Here is a 19,855-nt window from a genome sequence, read left to right on the forward strand (position 1 = left end):
AAGGGGGAGAGCATCATGGTCTACCAGTCGGTTATCGCCGTTGCCGCGGGCATGGCGCTTCTCGCGGCCGCCCCTCCCCCGCCACCTCCCGCACGATCGTCGGCCGACGATTCGCCTGTCCGCTGCCGCACCGGGGACGACGGCGAAGCAATCGTGGCGAAGAGCGGCTTCACGCGCCGATCGCGCTCGGGCGCCGTCATGAACGCCCCACCACCATCGCTCAGCACCGTCGCGCCCTCGCCCATCGCACCACCGCCCGCCCCCGCTCCGCTTCCGCCGGAGCCCTCAGCCATGGGTGCCCGCGCACCATCCATCGTCCGAACCCCCGTCTTCACACCTCCTGGGCAGCCGCCGTACGGAGCGGCCGGCAATACCGAGCGCTATGCCGGCGAGGCGGTCGCCTCCATCAAGAACAGCGCGACCACCCCGGTCTCCACCTTCTCGGTCGATGTCGATACCGGTGCCTATGCGAATGTCCGCCGCTTCCTGAACAAAGGCGAACCGGTTCCGGCGGCGGCGGTCCGGACCGAGGAGATGATCAACTATTTCCGCTACGACTATCCCCGCCCGACCGACCGGCGCCAACCGTTCAGCGTCACCACCGACGTGGCGCGCACCCCCTGGAACCCGAACACCCGCCTGCTGCGCGTCGGGTTGCGCGCGGACGCCGTCGCCACGGCCGCACGACCGGCGGCGAACATCGTCTTCCTTGTCGATACGTCGGGGTCGATGAACACGCCGGACAAGCTGCCGCTGGTCAAGGACGCGCTGCGCGGCCTCGCCAAGCGCCTGCGCGCCGACGACCGCGTCTCGATCGTCGCCTATGCGGGCAGCGCGGGCGTCGTGCTGGAGCCGACGTCGCAGACACGCTACATCGACGCGGCGCTCGACTGTCTCGCCGCAGGCGGGTCGACCGCCGGCGGTGAGGGCATCGAACTGGCCTATTCGCTCGCCCGCGCGCACTTCCGCCGCGGCGGGGTCAACCGCATCTTCCTGGCGACCGACGGTGACTTCAACGTCGGTGTCAGCGACAATGCCACGCTCGAGGCCCTTGTGAAGCGCAACCGCGACACCGGCATCACGCTCACCACGCTGGGGTTCGGCACCGGCAACTATAACGAGGCGATGATGGAGCGGATCGCCGACGTCGGCAACGGCAACTATGCCTATATCGACAGCGCGCAGGAGGCCGACAAGGTGCTCGGCGACGAGCTGTCCGCCACGCTGGTCACGGTCGCGCAGGACGTGAAGATCCAGGTCGAATTCAATCCCGCACAGGTCAGCCAGTACCGGCTGATCGGCTACGAGAATCGCGCGCTTCGCGAAGAGGACTTCACCAACGACGCGGTCGATGCAGGCGACGTCGGTGCCGGGCACCAGGTAACCGCGCTCTACGAGGTCGTGCCCGCCGGTGCCGCGGGCTGGACACCGTCGCGGCGCTACCCGGCGAACCGGGCGGCCCCCACCGCCGGCGGATCGGAGGCCTGCGAGGTCAGGCTGCGCTACAAGCTGCCCGGCGAGACGACCTCGCGCGCGCTGTCACGCGTCGTGCCCGCTACCGCATTGCGGAATGCCCGTGCACCGACCGGTGACATGGCGTTCGTTACGGCGGTCGCGGCTTACGGCCAGCGCCTGCGCGGCGACACCTATCTCGGTCGTTTCGGCATGGCCGACGTCACGCGCCTCGCCGGCCCGCAACGCGATCCCGTGCGGCAGGAGTTCATCACGCTCGCCGGCCTGGCCGGACAGGCGAAGGACTGATGCCGGCCGGGGCGAGCTCTACTCGACCTCCCACGGCACCCCCGCCTCGGTCACCCTGAACCGGGCCCGTTCGGCGGGGGTCAGCGCGGCGACCAGCGCCAGCGGCGGCGCATCGATCGCCTCATCGGTCAGCTGGAACGTGCCCCAGTGAACGCCGAGCGCGCGGGCCGCGCCCAGCGTACGGAACACCGCCGCCGCCTCGGCCGGGTTCATATGCGCGTCCGCCATCAGGCCGCGCGGTTCGTACGCCCCGATCGGGATGATCGCCAGCCGCACGGGGCCGCGCGCCGCCGCATCGCGCGCCCAGCTGCCGTCGCCGTAACCCGTGTCGCCCGCGAAGAAGATGTTGCCGCCCGGCAGCTTTACCGTGAAGCCCGACCACAAGGCCCGGTTGCGGTCCGAACCGAACCGCGACCCCCAATGTTGAACGCGCTCGACCACCACCGACACCTCCGGCGTCACCGCCACGCTGCCGCCCCAGTCGCGCGCGACCGCGGTGATCCCCGCCTTCCGCAGGATCGTGTCGTTGCCGAGCGACGTCACGATCAACGGCTTGTCACGCGCCCACAACGCCTTCAGCGTTGCCAGGTCCATATGATCATAGTGATTATGGCTGAGCAGCACGACGTCGATCTTGGGCAACGCGTCGAACGCGATCCCCGGCGCGCGCACCCGCTTGGGCCCCGCGAACCCGACCGGCGACGCGCGTTCTGACCAGATCGGGTCCGTCAGGATCGCCAGCCGCTGCGTTTGGATCAGCGCGGTCGAATGGCCGATCCAGGTCACCGCCATCCGCTGCGGATCGATCGTGTCGGCCGGCATGCACTGTGCCCAGGCCTCGTGCACCACGCCACCGGTCCGCGCCGGGCACGGCGTCAGCGCGGCGAGCGCGCCGCCGGGCTTCACCGCCACCGACTTCGGCCACGGCGCCCGATCGCGCCCGCTCATGAACCGCGCCATCGATCCGGACCGCGGCGCATTCCCGGTCGTGCCCGGAGGATTGAAGAAGCGCTCGCCATCGAAATGGTCGCTCACCGGCCCGCGATAATAGACCCGGTCCAGGAACCGCGGCACGATCACCACCGCCAAGCACAGGGCAACCACGACGAACAGCAATCCTGCGCCAAGTCTCCTGCCGATCCGCCCCATATGTCCATCCTCATACTCCCGTCAGCCCCGAACGCCCCGCCGCCGGGTCGGGTCCGCACCGCCTACCGCACCAACAACCGTTCGCGGAACGCCATGCCGCAAAATGGTTCGCAACCGCCGCCGCTTGCCCTAGGCGAACGGAACCAGCCGGAGGATATCGCCGCATGACCGCCCTCGCCACCCTGCTTCGCACCACGACCCTGTTCGCGCTCGCCGTCCCCGGCCTCGCCGGCGCGCAGGGCCTGCCGATCCCGTTCGTGCCGCATGTCTATGCCGGCGTGGAGGCCGGCCGCGGCATGCGCGGCACCACCGACTACGCCGGCTCCGGTCGGCTCGGCGACGACGAGAAGTCGCTCGACTACGGCGCGTTCGCCGGGGTCGAGCTGCCCTCGCTGCCGTTCGGCTACCTCGCGGTCGAGGGGAATGTCGGCAAGTCGGATGCGAAGACCCGCGCCACCTCCGGCACCGGTGCCGCCGCGATCCTGACGCAGGGCGACGCCGACACCAACTGGTCCGCCACCGCGCGCGCCGGCATCAACGCGATCCCCGGCCTCGCCGCCTACGGCATCGCGGGCTACGGCGCGGAAAAGGTCGACATCACCACCACCACCATCGCGACCGGCCTCGTCACCGGGGACGACCGCCGCTCGCTCGACGGCCTGATCTACGGCCTCGGCGCGCGCTACACCTTCGGCCGCTTCCTCGGTGCCCGCGTCGAATATCGCCGCATGGCCACCGAAGGGCGCTACGATCTGGAGCGGGTGATGGCCGGGCTCTACTTTCGGCTGTAGTGCGGGACGCCGGTCACCCCCGACCGGCGCTCAAACCCCCTCCAGCGCTTTCATCCGGGCGATCTTGTCGCGCCACACCAGCGGCGCGGTGTGGTGCACGCTCACCCCCTCCGCATCGACCGCCACCGTCACCGGCATGTCGCGCACCTCGAATTCGTAGATCGCCTCCATGCCCAGATCCGCGAAGCCGACGACCTTGGCGCCCTTGATCGCGCGCGCCACCAGATAGGCCGCACCGCCGACCGCCATCAGATAGGCGGACTTGCGCTCGCGGATCACCTCGATCGCCGCAACGCCGCGCTCCGCCTTGCCGATCATGGCGAGCAGCCCCTGGTCGAGCATCATCGCGGTGAACTTGTCCATCCGCGTCGCGGTCGTGGGACCCGCCGGGCCGACCACCTCGCCCGCGATCGGATCGACCGGCCCGACATAATAGATCACCCGGCCCGCGAACTCGACCGGCAGTGTCTCGCCCTTGGCCAGCATGTCCTGGATCCGCTTGTGCGCCGCGTCGCGCCCGGTCAGCATCTTGCCGTTCAGCAGCAGCCGGTCGCCCGGCTTCCACGTCGCCACCACCGCGGGGGTCAGCGTGTCCAGATCGACGCGGATCGACTCCTTCGATGGCGTCCATTCCACCTTGGGCCAGTCGTCCAGGTTCGGCGTCTCCAGATACACCGGCCCCGCGCCGGTCAGCGTGAAATGCGCGTGGCGCGTCGCCGCACAGTTCGGGATCATCGCCACTGGCTTAGATGCCGCATGCGTCGGCCAGCTCTCGATCTTCACGTCCAGGATCGTCGACAGTCCGCCCAGCCCCTGCGCGCCGATGCCCAGCGCGTTGACCTTGTCGAAGATCTCGATCCGCATCGCCTCGGTCTCGTTTTGCGCCCCGCGCAGCTTCAGCGTCGCCATGTCGATGTCGCCCATCAGCGATTCCTTGGCCAGCGTCATCGCCTTTTCCGCGGTCCCGCCGATGCCGATCCCCAGCATCCCCGGCGGGCACCAGCCGGCGCCCATCTTCGGGATCATCTCCAGCACCCAGTCGACGATGCTGTCCGACGGGTTCAGCATCGCGAACTTGCTCTTGTTCTCGGAGCCACCGCCCTTGGCCGCCACCGTGACCTCGACGGTGGCGCCCGGCACCATCTCGACGTTCACCACCGACGGCGTATTGTCCTTGGTGTTCTTCCGCGAAAAGGCCGGGTCCGCCACGATCGACGCGCGCAGCCGGTTCTCTGGATGCAGGTAGGCGCGCCGCACGCCCTCGTCGATCACCGCCTGCAACGACGACGCGCTTTCCAGCCGGCAATCCTGCCCCCATTTGACGAACACCGTGACGATGCCCGTATCCTGACAGATCGGCCGGTGCCCCTCCGCGCACATCCGCGAGTTGGTCAGGATCTGCGCGATTGCGTCCTTGGCCGCCAGGCCCTGCTCGGCCTCATACGCATCGCCCAGCGCGCGGATATAATCCATCGGGTGATAGTAGCTGATATATTGCAGCGCATCGGCCACGCTCTCGATCAGGTCGGCTTCGCGGATGGTGATCATGTGCGGCTCCTTGGCGTGGTCCAGCACCGCCGCCGCCGCGTCCCGCACCATCGGACGCGGGCGGCAAGGCGGCACCGTATAACGGTCCCATATCGTCTCCCGCGTCATCCGCCAAGAAACCGACGCAAAAGCGCCAATGCGACGAACGGATGGAGAACACCCACGGTTAACGCTGGACTCACGAGGCGGGACGACACACCATATGTGCTGTGGATAACTTCTGTAGATACTATATGTGGGGTTATAATGAAATTGCGTTGGCCGATTTACCCGTTCCAGCCCGCGGTCTTGCCAGGCGAGCGCGCGGTCAAGTTTGCAACATGCGATGGCGGCACTGAATGGATGGTGCTGCCTGCGAGCAAACAGCCTCTCACACCGTTAAACGCAGCGCACACAAAACCTGTCACGACCCCGAGCGCGCCCCTCTACGAGTGGACTGACTATCGTAGTGGGAAAAAGATTTTTTGACATCTTGACAACGCTTTTCTGCCGAGCCGCGCGGTGCCAGCAGAACCGGACGACGTTCCCTGGGTTGTAAGCGTCAAGCGATAGTGCCTAAACAAAGCTAGACACCATATATAGTGGCCTAGCAGATTTTTGGGTGACTTGATGGACACATCTAGGGAAAGCGTTATGGATTTTGCATTCGACGGCGTTGCCGCTGAGGTACCGGTCGTTCATGTGAACGATACCGTTCCTGAAAACCAACGAGTAGATGCGCACCGCCACGCCATCATAATCGATCGCAGTCGAGACGACCTCCTCACTGATTTCGGAAAAGAGACGCTTAACGACAGGTACCTACTGCCTGGCGAGAGCTACCAGGATTTGTTTGCCCGGGTTGCGTCAGCATATGCAGACGACGAGGAACAGACTCCGGGTCACGCCCAGCGGCTCTACGACTATATCTCGCGCCTGTGGTTCATGCCGTCGACGCCCGTGCTGTCGAACGGCGGCACCGGTCGCGGCCTGCCGATCTCCTGCTACCTGAACTCGGTCCCCGACAGCCTCGAGGGCATCGTCGAGACGTGGAACGAGAATGTCTGGCTCGCGTCGCGCGGCGGCGGCATCGGCACCTATTGGGGCAATGTCCGCGGCATCGGCGAACCGGTCGGGCTGAACGGCAAGACCAGCGGCATCATCCCGTTCGTGCGAGTCATGGACTCGCTTACGCTCGCGATCAGTCAGGGCTCGCTGCGCCGTGGCTCTGCCGCCTGCTATCTCGACGTCAGCCATCCGGAGATCGAGGAATTCCTTGAAATCCGCAAACCGTCGGGCGATTTCAACCGCAAGGCGCTCAACCTGCACCACGGCGTGCTGCTGACCGACGCCTTCATGGAGGCCGTCCGGTCGGGCTCCAGCTTCGACCTCGTCAGCCCGAAGGACGGCAGCAAGCGCGCCGAGGTCGACGCCCGCTCGCTGTTCCAGAAGCTCGTCGAAACGCGGCTCCAGACCGGCGAGCCCTATATCGTGTTCGCTGACACGGTGAACCGCGCGATGCCCAAGTTCCAGCGCGACGTCGGGCTGAAGGTCTCGACCTCGAACCTCTGCTCCGAAATCACGCTGCCCACCGGGCGCGACCAGTTCGGCCGCGATCGCACCGCGGTCTGCTGCCTCTCCTCGCTCAACCTGGAAAAGTGGGACGAGTGGAATGGCGACAAGCGGTTCGTAGAGGACGTGCTGCGCTTCCTCGACAACGTGCTGCAGGACTATATCGACCGTGCCGAGCCCGAGATGGAGCGCGCGCGCTACTCAGCGGAGCGTGAGCGTTCGGTCGGCCTCGGCGTCATGGGCTTCCACAGCTTCCTCCAGGCGCGCGGCGTGCCGTTCGAAGGCGCGATGGCGAAGAGCTGGAACATGCGGATGTTCAAGCAGATCTCCGCACAGGCCGACGAAGCGTCGATGCAGCTCGCGATCGAACGCGGTGCCTGCCCCGATGCCGCCGACCAGGGCGTGATGGCGCGTTTTTCCTGCAAGATGGCGATCGCGCCCACCGCGTCGATCAGCATCATCTGCGGCGGCACCAGCGCGTGCATCGAACCGATCCCGGCCAACATCTACACGCACAAGACGCTGTCGGGCTCCTGGTCGATCAAGAACCCGTATCTCGAGAAGCTGCTCGCCACCAAGTCCAAGAACAGCGACGCGGTGTGGAACAGCATCCTGGAACTGGGCGGCTCGGTCCAGCATCTCGATTTCCTCACGCCTGAGGAAAAGGACACGTTCAAGACCAGCTTCGAGATCGACCAGCGCTGGCTGCTCGAACTCGCTGCCGACCGGACGCCCTATATCGACCAGGCGACCAGCCTGAACCTGTTCATCCCGGCCGACGTGGAAAAATGGGATCTGCTCATGCTCCACTTCCGTGCCTGGGAACTGGGCATCAAGTCGCTCTATTATCTCCGTTCCAAGAGCATCCAGCGCGCCGGGTTCGCCGGTGGGGTGGAAGCCGACAACAGCATCGACCTTCGCCAGATCGAACTGGACGCCAAGGACTATGACGAGTGCCTCGCCTGCCAATAATCCGGCAATCCGTGAGTTGAAGCCCGTCTAATCCGTCCGTTCGCACATCAGAAAGAACCGCCATGTCGCTCCTCTCCGCCTCCCGCGTCTACAAGCCTTTCGAGTACCCCTGGGCGTTCGATTTCTGGAAGCGCCAGCAGCAGCTTCACTGGCTGCCCGAAGAAGTGCCGCTCGGCGAGGATTGCCGCGATTGGGCACAGAAGCTCAGCGATCACGAGCGCAACCTGCTGACGCAGATCTTCCGCTTCTTCACGCAGGCCGACATCGAGGTGCAGGATTGCTACCATGAGAAGTACGGTCGCGTGTTCAAGCCGACCGAGATCAAGATGATGCTGACCGCGTTCAGCAACATGGAGACGGTCCACATCGCCGCCTACAGCCATCTGCTCGACACGATCGGCATGCCCGAAAGCGACTATAACGCCTTCCTCCAGTACAAGGAGATGAAGGACAAGGTCGACTATCTCGACACGTTCGGCGTCGACAGCGACGAGGATATCGCCCGCACGCTGGCGATGTTCGGCGGCTTCACCGAGGGGCTCCAGCTGTTCGCGTCGTTCGCGATGCTGATGAACTTCCCGCGCTTCAACAAGATGAAGGGCATGGGTCAGATCGTCACTTGGTCGGTCCGCGACGAAAGCCTGCACTGCGAAGGCATCATCAAGCTGTTCCACGCCTTCTGCCACGAACGCCAGTGCCTGACGCCGGCAGTCCGCGACGACATCATGGACATGTGCCAGAAGACCGTCCGGATCGAGGACGCGTTCATCGACCTCGTCTTCGAAATGGGCCCGGTCGAGGGCATGAAGGCCAAGGATATCAAGAAGTATATCCGCTACATCGCCGACTGGCGGCTCGGGCAGCTCGGCATGAAGCCGATCTACCTGATCGAGGAGCATCCCCTCCCCTGGCTAGCCCCGCTGCTGAACGGCGTCGAGCATGCGAACTTCTTCGAAGCGCGCGCGACGGAATATTCCAAGGCCGCCACCCGCGGCCAGTGGAACGACGTGTGGGACTCGTTCGACCGCCGCAAGGTCGCCGGTGCCGCCGCCCCGGTTGCGAACGAGGACATCGCGGTCGCCGACATGTTCGGCCACGCCGGCATCGCGGCCGAGTAAGGCCTGGTCGCCCCCTCTTGTCGGAGGGGGCGACAACAAACCCCGCGACGCGACGGACCCTCGCTGCCGGCCGGTCGTTCCTATGTTCGACCCCGCACCTTGGCGGACCATGAACAAAGGACTTTCACATGGCAGACAAGACCCTCGGCAAGAGCATGGCGAAATCGGCAGCACTCGGCGCGGTCATCGCGATCCCCGTGCCGTTCATCGGCCCGATCCTGGGGGCCGCAGCGGGTGCGGGCTACGCCTACTACAAGGCCAAGAAGCGCGGTTACTGATCGCTTGACGCGGACACGGCGCGCAGTGATCCTCCAGCCGTGGTCCTGCCCTATCTTCTTCTGATCCAGCAGGCGTTCGGCCCACCTGTGCCAGCGGCACTACGTGCGCCTGCGCCTCGCCCCACGCGCCCTGCCTGCTCGGTGACGCCGTCGGCCACGGACATCACGGTGTGCGCGCGGCGGGGTCCCAGCCAGCGGTTGTCCTCACTCCCCGACCAGACGCCGGAACCGGCAAACCCCACTACGCTCCGCCTGCCGGGCGGCGGTAGCGGTTCCGTGAACGCGGCACAGAGCAACATCAGCGGTTTCACCGGTCAGGCCGCCAAAGTCACGCTGCGCATCCCCTTCGGCAAGGGCAAGCGCGACTGAGTGTTGGGTGGGGAAATACCCCGCCATCGCGAACGAAACCAAGCCCCCTCCCCCCTCCGGGGGGAGGGTTGGGGAGAGGGGCTTAGGCTAGAAAAGCCCTCGCGCCCGGACCGAACCAGAAGAGGCCGTGGGCAAAGCCCACGTCGTCGGTCGGGCTCAGCGCCCGCCGGCCGGGCTTCGCGCTCTCGGGAACAGCTCCGCTGTTCCCGTGGCGCTTAGCCTTCATCCCCCATCCGCAGCGCCGCAATAAACGCCTCCTGCGGGATCGACACATTGCCGTACTCCCGCATCCGCTTCTTGCCTTCCTTCTGCTTCTCCAGCAGCTTCTTCTTCCGGCTCGCATCGCCGCCATAGCATTTCGCGGTGACGTCTTTGCGCAGCGCCGCGATCGTCTCGCGCGCGATCACCTTGCCGCCGATCGCCGCCTGGATCGGCACCTTGAACATGTGCCGCGGAATCAGGTCCTTCAGCCGTTCGACCATATGACGGCCGCGCGTTTCCGCCGCGGACCGGTGCACGATCATCGACAGCGCATCGACCGGTTCGTTGTTCACCAGCACGTTCATCTTGACCAGGTCGCCCTCGCGGTAGCCGATCTGGTGATAGTCGAACGACGCATAGCCGCGGCTGATGCTCTTCAACCGATCGTAGAAGTCGAACACGACCTCGTTCAGCGGCAGTTCGTAGGTCAGCTGCGCCCGGCCCGAGACGTAGGTCAGGTTCTTCTGGATCCCGCGCCGGTCCTGGCACAGCTTCAGGATCGACCCAAGATGTTCGTCGGGCACGTAGATGGTAGCTTCGATCCACGGCTCCTCAATGGTGTCGATCTTCATCGGATCGGGCATGTCGGCCGGGTTGTGCAGCTCGGTCATGCCCTCGCCGTGCGCCAGATTGATATGATACACCACCGACGGCGCCGTCGTGATCAGGTCGAGGTCATACTCGCGCGTCAGCCGCTCCTGGATGATCTCCAGATGCAGCAGCCCCAGGAACCCGCAGCGGAAGCCGAAGCCCAGTGCCGCCGACGTTTCCATCTCGAACGAGAAGGACGCATCGTTCAGCCGCAGCTTGTACAGGCTGTCGCGCAGCTTCTCGAAATCGTTCGCGTCGATCGGGAACAGCCCGCAGAACACCACCGGCTGAACCAGCTTGAACCCCGGCAATGCCTCCGCCGTCGGGCGCTTCGCATCGGTGATCGTGTCGCCGACCGCGGTCTGCGCCACTTCCTTGATCTGCGCGGTGATGAAGCCGATCTCGCCCGGCCCAAGCTCGGCCAACACGTCGATCTTAGGCCGGAACGCGCCGACCCGGTCGACCAGGTGGACGGTGCCCGCCTCCATGAACTTGATCTGCTGACCCTTCTTCAGGACCCCGTCGATCACGCGGACCAGAATCACGACGCCGAGATACGGATCGTACCAGCTGTCGACCAGCATCGCCTTCAGCGGAGCCGCGGCATCGCCCTTCGGTGGCGGGATGTGCGCGACGATCGCTTCCAGGATCTCGTCGATGCCGATCCCCGCCTTCGCCGACGCCAGCACGGCGTGCTCGGTCGACAGGCCGATCAGGTCCTCGATCTCCGCCTTCACCTTTTCGGGCTCCGCGGCGGGCAGGTCGATCTTGTTGATGACCGGGATGATCTCGTGATCATGCTCGATCGACTGGTACACGTTGGCCAGCGTCTGCGCCTCGACGCCCTGTGCTGCGTCCACCACCAGCAACGCGCCCTCGCACGCCGCCAGCGACCGGCTCACCTCATAGGCGAAATCGACATGGCCCGGCGTATCCATCAGGTTCAGCACATAGGCCTTGCCGTCCTTGGCGGTGTAGTCGAGCCGCACGGTCTGCGCCTTGATCGTGATCCCGCGCTCCTTCTCGATCTCCATATTGTCGAGCACCTGCGCGGTCATCTCGCGGTCCTGCAGGCCGCCCGTGCGCTGGATCAACCGATCGGCCAGCGTCGACTTGCCATGGTCGATATGCGCGATGATCGAAAAATTGCGGATCGAGGAAAGTGGGGTCACGCGGGGCCGATCTTGGGCGGGAGTATTGGGTTTCCGTCGCGATAGCAGGTGGGCGCGCGGGGGGCAAAGGCTAGGCGGAGCGCAGGGGCTGGGTGGGACAAGAAAGCCCCCTCCCCCACGGGGAGAGGGTTGGGAGAGGGGGTGTGGCTCGGGGTGGACTTGAGCATGAAAAGAAACCCCTTCCGACCAATCCCCGGTCGAAACCGTGAGAAGGAAGGAAGGGGTCCCGGGCAAAGCCCGTGCCGTCGGTCGGGCTAAAGCCCGCCGGCCGCGCTTCGTGCTCTCGGGAACAGCGCCGCTGTTCCCGTGGCGCTCAGCCGCTCAGCGGCACTGAACATTATTCCGGTCGATCCCGCGACCCACCAAGGCACCACCACCGGCACCCAGCAAAGTGCCAAGCGTGTTCGAACCACCCGGCGCGATCAGGTTGCCGAGCACGCCGCCACCAAGTGCACCGATCAGCAGACCGGTCGTGCCGTCGTTGCGACGGCAGTAATAGTTGCCGTTCTGCCCACGATACACCCGGTCGTTGCTGTTCAGCCGGCGCGCCTGATACTGGTTGCCCGAGCGGTAATAGCGGTCGGCGTAATAACGGCCACCCTGCGGCGGACGGTTATAGTCGTAGCGGCGACCCTCGCGCCACTCTTCCTTGTTCGCCTGGCGCACGTCCTGGCGATACTCCTTGTTCGCGCGGCGCACGTCCTTGCCGCTGTCCGCATTGCGCAGGTCCTCGCGGCGCTCCTGGCGGGCATCGCGGATATCCTCGCGATATTCGCGGCTCTGCGCCATCACGGGGATGGCGGGCACGGCGATGGCGGCCAGCGTGGCGGCGACGATGAACTTGCGCATGTGGGTCTCTCCTGCTTGATTCAGATTGTGGTGAGCAGAACAGGCAATGCGCGAAACGGTTGCGTGAACGGCAAACTACACGCCGTTCATCGTGGCACCATGCGGCTACGGATGCGTCAGCCGGCATGATCCATGGTGCGGAGCAGCGGCTGGATCGACAGCACCGCCTGCGTCCGGTTCAGCACGCCCAGCTTGCGGAAGATCGCGGTGAGATGCGCCTTGATCGTCGCCTCCGACACGTCGAGTTCCTGCGCGATCTGCTTGTTCAGATGCCCGCGCGCCAGCGCCAGCAGAACGCGTCGCTGCGCCGAGGACAATGTTTCAAGACGTTCGCGCGCCGCTTCGATCTCGTGCGCGGACCGGGTCGGCGGCGGAAACACCCGTTCACCGCGCAACATGCGTTCGACCATGTCGGCCAGCACGTCGAGCGGCTGGGTCTTGGACAGGAAACCGCGAGCGCCCAGCACGCGTGCCGCCTCGACGATCTGCGGATCGCCGAAGCCGGAGATGATCGCGATCGGCACGTCGCCGAGGAGATATTGCAGGCGGAAGAAGCCCGAATAGCCGTCGCTGTCCGGCAGACGGTAGTCCAGCAGGACCAGCCGTATCCCCTTCGCATCCCGGCAGGTTGCTTCGGCCGCCGCCACGCTGCTGACGATATCGACCCGATGGTCTGGATACCGCGCCGACAAAGCGAGCCGCAGCGCATCACCGATCAAAGGATGATCGTCTGCGATGATAATACGTGCTGTCGCCACGCGAATACGATATCCTTTATTGCCATTCACTGGGAAACGAAATGGTAGCGCAACAACTGTAACAGTCGCGGAAACCAAGCCCGCTGTCGACCGCCAATCTTTTAGACAAAGGTCTAGGACCAGTGCCCCTGCTAGGAAACGACAAAAAGGGTGGCTTAGGCACGACACTATTACGGACTAACCATTCCGTCCTGCTGGCCATCGGCGCGGCCTCGACTGCCGAACATGCCGCGGTCGCCCTCACCGGTCGGGGATGGACGGTTACCACCGCGACAGACGCCGCAACGCTGGTCGCCCGGGCGCAGACGCAAGATTTCGCGCTCCTCCTGCTCGGCGCGCTGCCGGATGGCGAGGCGGCCGCGCTGGCCGCGCGGATCGCCCGCCTGCCGCCGCCCCGCGGGCTAGTCCCCATCGTCCTGCTCGGCGCCGACACGGCACTGCCGACGGACGACGTCCTGCGTGCCCGGATCGCCGCGACGTCGCGATCCGGCACGGCGCCGCTCGATCCGATCGCGCGACTGTCCCCGATGTTCGGCGCGGTCGGAGTCGCGTCCTTGATGGGCGATTTCCGCAACAGGCTCGGCGCGCTGCTCGCCGCGGCGGATCCGTGCGCGATCGGCGAAGGGACAACGATAGCCGGGGTCGCGCACCGGATCGCCGGCCTAGGCGGCACGCTGGACTTTCCGCTGCTCGCTGATGCGTGGCAACAGGTGGAACGCGACGGACCGGCGCACCTGTCCGCCGCCTGGGCCGAAACCCGGATCGCGCATACCGTCCTGACCCTCCTGCTCGACCGTCGAACCGTGATGTGACGCTACGGTAACCCGGCCTTTCATGCGTTCTGGTCGCGGGAAGCGCGTGACGGATCGCAATTGCCGCTCGTCCTGCGGCTTTCATATTGCCATTTTCGTCGTCCGCGCTACCCATCTCCCGACGAGCGGGTGTAATGGTCCGGGGCGTTTGTGAACGCCGCGCTTTTACGCGGCCGACCACAGCGCCCGGACGCCTGAACGGATGATGATCGCATGACACGCAGGACAGACAGGGTTATGCCCGCCGCACTGCGCATCATGCGGGCGTTCGCGCGCGCACCTCAATTGATATGGACCATCTGAGATGGGACATCAGTCCACCGGATCGCCGTCGAACGTCGAGTGGGGCGGCTATCTCCGCCCGCTAATGCCGCGCCGCAAGGAACGGCTGCGCGTTCAGTTGATGATCGGCATGATCGGGTTCGATTTCGGCGCGATCCTCATCGGGTTCGTGCTCGCGAACCTGCTGCGCTTCGATGCGCCGTTCGCCCCGCAGGGCTTCTACCTGATGAAGATCGTGGTGCCGATCTTTCTGGCAATCGCGATCAACAACGGTGCCTATTCGCTCGATGCGCTGGTCCAGCGCCGCTACGGCATCGGTCGGGCGCTCAGTGCGTTTGCCATCGCGATCGCGGCGGTTGCGGTACTCGTCTTCTACCTGCGCGTCGCGGCCAACTATTCTCGGGTCGGGTTCAGCATCGGCATCATGCTGTCGATGGCAACGCTCATCGCCGGACGGCTGCTCTACGATCGGCTGGCGCGCCGCGTGTACGGCGCCTCGCCGCTCAGCATCGTCCTGATCAACGACGGGGCGGATGCGGCGGCCGAACCCGGCGTCCTGCTGGTCGATGCTGCCGCGGCCGGCCTGGTCCCCGATGCGCGTGATCCGCTGATGCTCGACCGGCTCGGTCGCTTCCTCGAAAATGCCGATCGCGTCGTCGTGGCCTGTGCGGAGGATCGCCGCTTGGCTTGGGCGATGGCGCTGAAGGGTGCGAACATTCTGGGTGAGATCATCGATCCGGAGATCGCCCGGCTCGGCGCGCTGGGGACCGGCTACTATGCCGGGGCGGGGACTTTGGTTGTGTCCGCCGGCGCGCTCAGCCTGCCGAACCGCGTGCTCAAACGCGTGCTCGACCTGTCGCTGGCGGTGTTCGGCATGATCGCGATCACGCCGGTGCTCGTCGCCACCGCGATCGCGATCAAGCTGGACGATGGTGGCCCGGTGCTGTTCGTCCAACAACGCCTCGGCCGAGGCAACCGGCTGTTCAACATGTACAAGTTCCGCAGCATGAAGACCGCGCAGCTTGACCATTCCGGCTCCCGCTCCGCCACGCGCGACGACGATCGCATCACCCGCGTCGGCCGCATCATCCGCAGCACCAGCATCGACGAGCTGCCGCAGTTGCTCAACATCCTGAAAGGCGACATGAGCTTCGTCGGCCCGCGCCCGCACGCGCTCGGCTCGCTCGCCGGCGACCAGCTGTTCTGGGAAGTCGACCAGCGCTACTGGCATCGCCACGCCAGCAAGCCCGGCCTCACCGGCCTCGCCCAGGTCCGTGGTTTCCGCGGCGCGACGCTGGAACGGATCGACCTCGTCAACCGGCTCCAGGCCGACCTCGAATATCTCAACGGCTGGACGCTCGCCCGCGACATCCGCATCCTGGCCGCCACGCTCAAGGTTTTGGTCCACCGCAACGCGTTCTGAGCGCGCTAGACTGCCATCAAGCCTAGCTCCGAAGCTTACCCAGTCCCCCACCGACCCGTTTGGTTCGGATCGGCCGCGCATCAGCTCCTCAAGCCGCCATCAGCGCGGCCGCGAACCGGTCGCGCCACCACAGCACATCCTCCTGCTCGATATTGTCCATCAGCGCGCGCCACCGCTCGATCCGCTCGGCTTTCGGCATCGCCAGCGCCATAGAGATCGCGTCGGCCATCTCCTCCGCGCTGTACGGGTTGATCAGCACCGCCTGGGTCAGCTGTTCCGCCGCCCCCGCGAAGCGCGACAGAATCAGGACGCCCGGGTCCTCCGGGTCCTGCGCGGCGACATATTCCTTCGCCACCAGGTTCATCCCGTCGCGCAGCGGGGTAACCAGCCCGATCTTCGCCGCGCGGTAGATGCCGGCCAGCACGTCGCGCGGATAGCCCTGGTTCACATACCGAATCGGTACCCAGTCTGTATCGGCGAACGCCCCGTTGATCCGCCCGGACATCGCGTCCAGCGTGCTGCGGATCTTGCGATAGCTTTCGACGCTCGCCCGGCTCGGCGGCGCGATCTGAAGCAGGAACACTTCCTTCCGCTGGTCGGGATGCTCCTCCAGGAACCGCTCGTAGCCGAGGAACCGCTCCTCAAGCCCCTTGGAGTAGTCCAGCCGGTCGACGCCCACGATCATGTCGCGTCCGTCCGCGCTGTCGCGCATCCGGCGATACGCCAGCCGCGCATTCACGCCGCGCGATGCCTCGACGAACTCGGTCGTGTCGATCCCGATCGGGCAGGCGATCGCCGTCACCGTCCGGTCGCCCAGCGTCAGTACGCCGCCCTCGCCCAGCGTCGCACCCAGCTCCTTCGTCGCGAAATCCTGGAAGCTTTCCAGCCATTCGCGCGTGTGGAACCCGACCACGTCATAGGCGAACAGCGTCGTCGCCAGTTCTGCGGCATGCGGCAACGTCGACAGCAGGCGGCGCGGCGGCCACGGGATATGCAGGAAGAACCCCATCCGGTTCTTCACCCCCCGCTTGCGCAGTTCCTGGCCCAGCGGGATCATGTGATAATCCTGGATCCAGACGGCGTCTCCCTCGCCGATCAGCGGCCGGACGCTGTCCGCGAACCGCTCGTTCGTGCGCTGATACCCGTCGGCGAACCCCCGTTCGTATTCCGCCAGGTCGATGCGGTAATGGAACAGCGGCCACAGCGTCCGATTGGCGTAACCGTCATAGTATTCTTCGATATCCTGGTCCTCCAGGTCGATCGTGGCGGTCGTGACGCCAAAGCCCTCGGTATAGTTTATCTCGCCGGTATATTCGTCCGTCCGCTCGCCCGACCAGCCGAACCACACCCCGCCATGTTCGAGCAACGCAGCCTGCAACGCGACCGCCAGGCCACCCTGCGCGCCGGAATGGGACCCCGTCGGGGCCGCGACGCGGTTCGAAATGACGACCAGCCGGCTCATCGCACAGCACTCCATGGTTTCGACAACAGGACGGCGCAGTTGATCAGCCCGACCAGCGAATAGGTCTGCGGGTAATTCCCCCACAGCTCGCCGCTGACCGGATCGATATCCTCGGACAGCAGTCCGGCCCCCGTCCGACGCGCCAGCATCTCGTCGAACAGCGCGCGGGCATCCGCCTCGCGGCCCGTGAAATGCAGCGCCTCGATCAGCCAGAAGGTGCAGACGTTGAACGCAGTCTCGGGCAGCCCGAAATCATCCTCGCTGTCGTAGCGCAGCATATGGCTGCCGCGTCGCAAGCCCGCCTCGACCGCCTTCAGCGTCGACAGGAAGCGCGGATCATCGGGCCGCAGGAAGCGCAGGTCGAGCAGCTGAATCAGACTCGCGTCCAGATCGTCGCCGGAGAAAGTCGCCGACAGCCGCTGAGTGTCCTCGCGCCAGGCGGAGTCCATGATTGTTGTGCGGATCGTGTCGGCGCGGTCCTGCCAGAACACGCACCGATCGTGCAGATCGAGTGCAGCGGCGGCATTGGCCAGCCGGTCACACGCGGCCCAGCACATTGCGGCTGAGTAGGTATGAATCGACTGCCGCGTCCGCAGCTCCCACAGGCCGGCGTCGGGCTGATCGTGGAACTTCCACGCGCGTTCGCCCACCTTTTCCAGTGCGCGGAAATCGGCCACGCCCGCCATCCGGAACAGCCGCCGGTCGACGAACGCCTGCACGTTGCACAGCACGATCTGGCCGTATGCATCGTGCTGGATCTGCTCGTAAGCCTGGTTGCCGACCCGCACCGGGCCCATCCCGCGATAGCCGGGCAGGCCGGGCGCGAACCGCTCCTCAAGCTTCGCCTCGCCCAGTACGCCGTACAGCGGCTGGATATGACCGCCCTCCGCCTCGCCGACGATGTTGCGGAGATATTCGAGATACGCCTCGAGCACGTCGAGCGCGCCGAGCCGGTTGAGCGCCTGCACAGTATAATAAGCGTCGCGCACCCAGCAGTAGCGATAGTCCCAGTTGCGTTCCGACCCAGCATGTTCGGGCACCGACGTGGTCAGCGCCGCGACGATCGCGCCGGTCTCCTCATGCTGGCACAGCTTCAGCGTGATGGCGGAGCGGATGACCGCGTCCTGCCACTCGACCGGCGTTGCCAGTCCGCGCACCCAGCCCTGCCATTCGGCGATCGTGCGGTCGAGCATCTGATCGACCGTGGCGCCGATATCGCCGGAGAAGCTCTCGTCCGGCCCCAGGAAGAAATGCAGCGGCCGCTCGCACCGGAACACCGTCTCCGCCCCGATCCGCCCGACCGGCGCGGTGGTCGACAGCCGCATCGTCAGCGGGTTGAGCAGATAGCGGACATGATGCGAACCGCTCGTCGTCTCGACCGCCTCGGTGCTCCAGTCATGCGTCGGGCGCAGGCAGATCCGGATCCGAGGCACCCCCGCCACCGGCCGCACGACGCGCGCATAGGCCACCGGGCGATAGGTCCGGCCGACCTGTTCGAACCGCGGGCAGAAATCGACGACCTCGATCGCGTTGCCGTCCGCATCCTCGTGCCGCGTCACCAGCACCGGCGTATTGCGGATATATTCCTGGCTGGTCTTCACGACGCCTTCCAGGTCGATCGCCCAGAAGCCGCGTTCGGCCGCGTCGCCGCCGATCAGCGTGCTGAACAGCGGATCGCCGTCGACCCGCGGCACGCATCCCCACACGAACCGCCCGCGATCGTCGATCAGGGCGGACACCTGGCAATTGCCGATCGGCCACAGGTCCAAGTTCGTCTTCGGTTCGGTCATCATGCTCCCTTCAGCCAGCGGCGGACCGCCGTCACGTCGTCCAGCCGGTACCGCGCCGCGGTCGCCCGCGCCGGCCCCACCAATATACCGCATCCGCCCAGCGCCGTCGCCGCCACGAACGCGGCCTCATCCGTATCGTCGTCGCCCACGAAGATCGGATCGTGCCCGGCAAAGGGGTTCGCGGCATGCAGTCGGCGGAGCGCATGCCCTTTATCCACGCCGGCGGGTCGCAGTTCGACGACCATCTTGCCGGTCTGCACGTCGAGCCCGGTCCGCTCGGCCAGCCCCGCCACCAGCGCGTGCGCATCGGTCTTCGCTTCCGGATCGCCGCGATAATGCAGCGCCACGCCGAATGGCTTCTCCTCCACCAGCACACCCTGTCGCCCGCCGGCAAACGCCGTCATCTCCGCGATCGCGGCGTCCAAGCCCTCCGCCCGGTCCGGCCCGTCGCGCCGCCCATCGGCCCAGCGCGTCTCGACCCCGTGGCTCCCGCTGATCGGCAGGCCCGGCACCGGCACCATCGCCGCCAACCCGTCGATCGCCCGCCCGCTGATCAGCGCCAGCCGCCCGCCCAGCCGCACGGTCAGCGCGGCAACCAGGTCCGGCACCAGTGGCTCCACCACGACCCCGTCGGGCGTCTCGGCGATCTCCACCAGCGTCCCGTCGAAATCGAGATACAGGCTGGCCCCGTCGATCAGGTCGGCGGGCGGCGGAGGAAGCGCTTCGTTCATGGGAGGAGGAACGCTGGCATCGCGGATTGTTCCGTTGCAGTGCAGCAAAATCTGGACGGAGGTCGTCTTAACCGCGACGACCGGAGCAATCAGCCCAGAAACCGCCTGTCCCGAGCAGGGTCGAGGGACCCGTCGAGCGCAGCCAAGACGGCCAACCCCGCCCCCAGCTACGCTCGTGGAAGTGCCT

Annotated in this window: 16 protein-coding genes and 1 pseudogene; 8 read left to right on the plus strand and 9 right to left on the minus strand. The window is 66.0% G+C overall.

The window, feature by feature from the left end; translation table 11 throughout:
• Nucleotides 1-20 precede the first annotated feature (20 nt).
• Nucleotides 21-293, minus strand: a complete 273-nt coding sequence (locus tag IEX50_RS17465) for a hypothetical protein (protein ID WP_198350642.1) — start codon at nucleotides 291-293, stop codon at nucleotides 21-23.
• Between IEX50_RS17465 and IEX50_RS11695 the strand changes: the two genes are divergently transcribed.
• Nucleotides 292-1,761, plus strand: a complete 1,470-nt coding sequence (locus IEX50_RS11695) for a vWA domain-containing protein (RefSeq protein WP_229673935.1) — start codon at nucleotides 292-294, stop codon at nucleotides 1,759-1,761. The genes IEX50_RS17465 and IEX50_RS11695 overlap by 2 nt on opposite strands.
• 18 nt (nucleotides 1,762-1,779) lie before the next feature.
• Here IEX50_RS11695 and IEX50_RS11700 read toward each other — a convergent pair whose 3' ends face one another.
• Nucleotides 1,780-2,865 carry an MBL fold metallo-hydrolase gene (locus tag IEX50_RS11700; protein WP_229673937.1) on the minus strand — a complete coding sequence of 362 codons (1,086 nt, stop codon included), beginning with the start codon at nucleotides 2,863-2,865 and terminating at the stop codon, nucleotides 1,780-1,782.
• A 209-nt stretch (nucleotides 2,866-3,074) separates the two neighbouring features.
• Here IEX50_RS11700 and IEX50_RS11705 point away from each other — a divergent pair, with 209 nt between their 5' ends.
• Nucleotides 3,075-3,701, plus strand: a complete 627-nt coding sequence (locus IEX50_RS11705; RefSeq protein ID WP_157176083.1) for an outer membrane protein — start codon at nucleotides 3,075-3,077, stop codon at nucleotides 3,699-3,701.
• Nucleotides 3,702-3,731: 30 nt separating this feature from the next.
• Here the strand turns inward: IEX50_RS11705 and IEX50_RS11710 are convergent, their stop codons facing one another.
• Nucleotides 3,732-5,249 carry a fumarate hydratase gene (locus IEX50_RS11710; RefSeq protein ID WP_157176194.1) on the minus strand — a complete coding sequence of 506 codons (1,518 nt, stop codon included), beginning with the start codon at nucleotides 5,247-5,249 and terminating at the stop codon, nucleotides 3,732-3,734.
• A 711-nt stretch (nucleotides 5,250-5,960) separates the two neighbouring features.
• Between IEX50_RS11710 and IEX50_RS11715 the strand changes: the two are divergent.
• From IEX50_RS11715 to IEX50_RS11730, 4 genes and pseudogenes are all read left to right on the plus strand, one after another.
• Nucleotides 5,961-7,772, plus strand: a pseudogene (locus IEX50_RS11715) (ribonucleoside-diphosphate reductase subunit alpha); the annotation flags it as partial.
• 62 nt (nucleotides 7,773-7,834) lie between these two features.
• Entirely contained in the window at nucleotides 7,835-8,890 is a 1,056-nt protein-coding gene (locus IEX50_RS11720; protein ID WP_157176085.1) for a ribonucleotide-diphosphate reductase subunit beta, read from the plus strand.
• Between the two features lie 128 nt (nucleotides 8,891-9,018).
• Complete coding sequence (locus IEX50_RS11725) at nucleotides 9,019-9,168, plus strand: hypothetical protein (RefSeq protein WP_184075218.1); 150 nt, start codon at nucleotides 9,019-9,021, stop codon at nucleotides 9,166-9,168.
• A 39-nt stretch (nucleotides 9,169-9,207) separates the two neighbouring features.
• Entirely contained in the window at nucleotides 9,208-9,537 is a 330-nt protein-coding gene (locus IEX50_RS11730) for a hypothetical protein (protein ID WP_188699469.1), read from the plus strand.
• A gap of 215 nt (nucleotides 9,538-9,752) precedes the next feature.
• On the opposite strand, the gene lepA is transcribed toward IEX50_RS11730, so the two are convergent.
• From lepA to IEX50_RS11745, 3 genes are all read right to left on the minus strand, one after another.
• Nucleotides 9,753-11,561, minus strand: coding sequence for a translation elongation factor 4 (gene lepA, locus IEX50_RS11735; protein WP_157176086.1), 1,809 nt, complete (start codon nucleotides 11,559-11,561; stop codon nucleotides 9,753-9,755).
• Between the two features lie 321 nt (nucleotides 11,562-11,882).
• The gene (locus IEX50_RS11740; protein ID WP_157176087.1) at nucleotides 11,883-12,410 is read right to left on the minus strand and encodes a glycine zipper 2TM domain-containing protein; all 528 of its coding nucleotides are present in this window, start codon (nucleotides 12,408-12,410) and stop codon (nucleotides 11,883-11,885) included.
• Between the two features lie 116 nt (nucleotides 12,411-12,526).
• Nucleotides 12,527-13,168, minus strand: coding sequence for a response regulator transcription factor (locus IEX50_RS11745; protein WP_157176088.1), 642 nt, complete (start codon nucleotides 13,166-13,168; stop codon nucleotides 12,527-12,529).
• A gap of 122 nt (nucleotides 13,169-13,290) precedes the next feature.
• On the opposite strand from IEX50_RS11745, the gene IEX50_RS11750 reads away from it, so the two are divergent.
• Nucleotides 13,291-13,980: a hypothetical protein gene (locus tag IEX50_RS11750; RefSeq protein WP_157176089.1), complete on the plus strand. Its 690-nt coding sequence runs from the start codon at nucleotides 13,291-13,293 to the stop codon at nucleotides 13,978-13,980.
• 304 nt (nucleotides 13,981-14,284) lie between these two features.
• Entirely contained in the window at nucleotides 14,285-15,685 is a 1,401-nt protein-coding gene (locus IEX50_RS11755; protein ID WP_229673939.1) for a sugar transferase, read from the plus strand.
• An 88-nt stretch (nucleotides 15,686-15,773) separates the two neighbouring features.
• Here IEX50_RS11755 and IEX50_RS11760 read toward each other — a convergent pair whose 3' ends face one another.
• Genes IEX50_RS11760 through otsB form a run of 3 tightly spaced genes read right to left on the minus strand, consistent with a single transcriptional unit; the run spans nucleotide 15,774 to nucleotide 19,668 of the window.
• Entirely contained in the window at nucleotides 15,774-17,147 is a 1,374-nt protein-coding gene (locus tag IEX50_RS11760) for an alpha,alpha-trehalose-phosphate synthase (UDP-forming) (protein WP_157176090.1), read from the minus strand.
• Complete coding sequence (locus IEX50_RS11765; RefSeq protein ID WP_157176091.1) at nucleotides 17,144-18,937, minus strand: glycoside hydrolase family 15 protein; 1,794 nt, start codon at nucleotides 18,935-18,937, stop codon at nucleotides 17,144-17,146. Before IEX50_RS11765 ends, IEX50_RS11760 begins: the two co-directional genes overlap by 4 nt.
• Complete coding sequence (otsB, locus tag IEX50_RS11770; RefSeq protein WP_157176092.1) at nucleotides 18,937-19,668, minus strand: trehalose-phosphatase; 732 nt, start codon at nucleotides 19,666-19,668, stop codon at nucleotides 18,937-18,939. The genes IEX50_RS11765 and otsB overlap by 1 nt, the downstream gene beginning before the upstream one ends.
• Nucleotides 19,669-19,855 lie beyond the last annotated feature (187 nt).

It is taken from the genome of Sphingomonas prati (assembly GCF_014643515.1).
Lineage (GTDB): Bacteria > Pseudomonadota > Alphaproteobacteria > Sphingomonadales > Sphingomonadaceae > Sphingomonas_R > Sphingomonas_R prati.

Bases quoted from the DNA above. Each gene is read 5' to 3' on its own strand.
- IEX50_RS11760 (WP_157176090.1), bottom strand. From the start codon at position 17,147: ATGAGCCGGCTGGTCGTCATTTCGAACCGCGTCGCGGCCCCGACGGGG.
- IEX50_RS11720 (WP_157176085.1), top strand. From the start codon at position 7,835: ATGTCGCTCCTCTCCGCCTCCCGCGTCTACAAGCCTTTCGAGTACCCC.
- IEX50_RS11765 (WP_157176091.1), bottom strand. From the start codon at position 18,937: ATGACCGAACCGAAGACGAACTTGGACCTGTGGCCGATCGGCAATTGC.
- IEX50_RS11725 (WP_184075218.1), top strand. From the start codon at position 9,019: ATGGCAGACAAGACCCTCGGCAAGAGCATGGCGAAATCGGCAGCACTC.
- IEX50_RS11695 (WP_229673935.1), top strand. From the start codon at position 292: ATGGGTGCCCGCGCACCATCCATCGTCCGAACCCCCGTCTTCACACCT.
- IEX50_RS11755 (WP_229673939.1), top strand. From the start codon at position 14,285: ATGGGACATCAGTCCACCGGATCGCCGTCGAACGTCGAGTGGGGCGGC.
- IEX50_RS11710 (WP_157176194.1), bottom strand. From the start codon at position 5,249: ATGATCACCATCCGCGAAGCCGACCTGATCGAGAGCGTGGCCGATGCG.
- IEX50_RS11740 (WP_157176087.1), bottom strand. From the start codon at position 12,410: ATGCGCAAGTTCATCGTCGCCGCCACGCTGGCCGCCATCGCCGTGCCC.
- otsB (WP_157176092.1), bottom strand. From the start codon at position 19,668: ATGAACGAAGCGCTTCCTCCGCCGCCCGCCGACCTGATCGACGGGGCC.
- IEX50_RS11705 (WP_157176083.1), top strand. From the start codon at position 3,075: ATGACCGCCCTCGCCACCCTGCTTCGCACCACGACCCTGTTCGCGCTC.
- IEX50_RS17465 (WP_198350642.1), bottom strand. From the start codon at position 293: ATGGCTGAGGGCTCCGGCGGAAGCGGAGCGGGGGCGGGCGGTGGTGCG.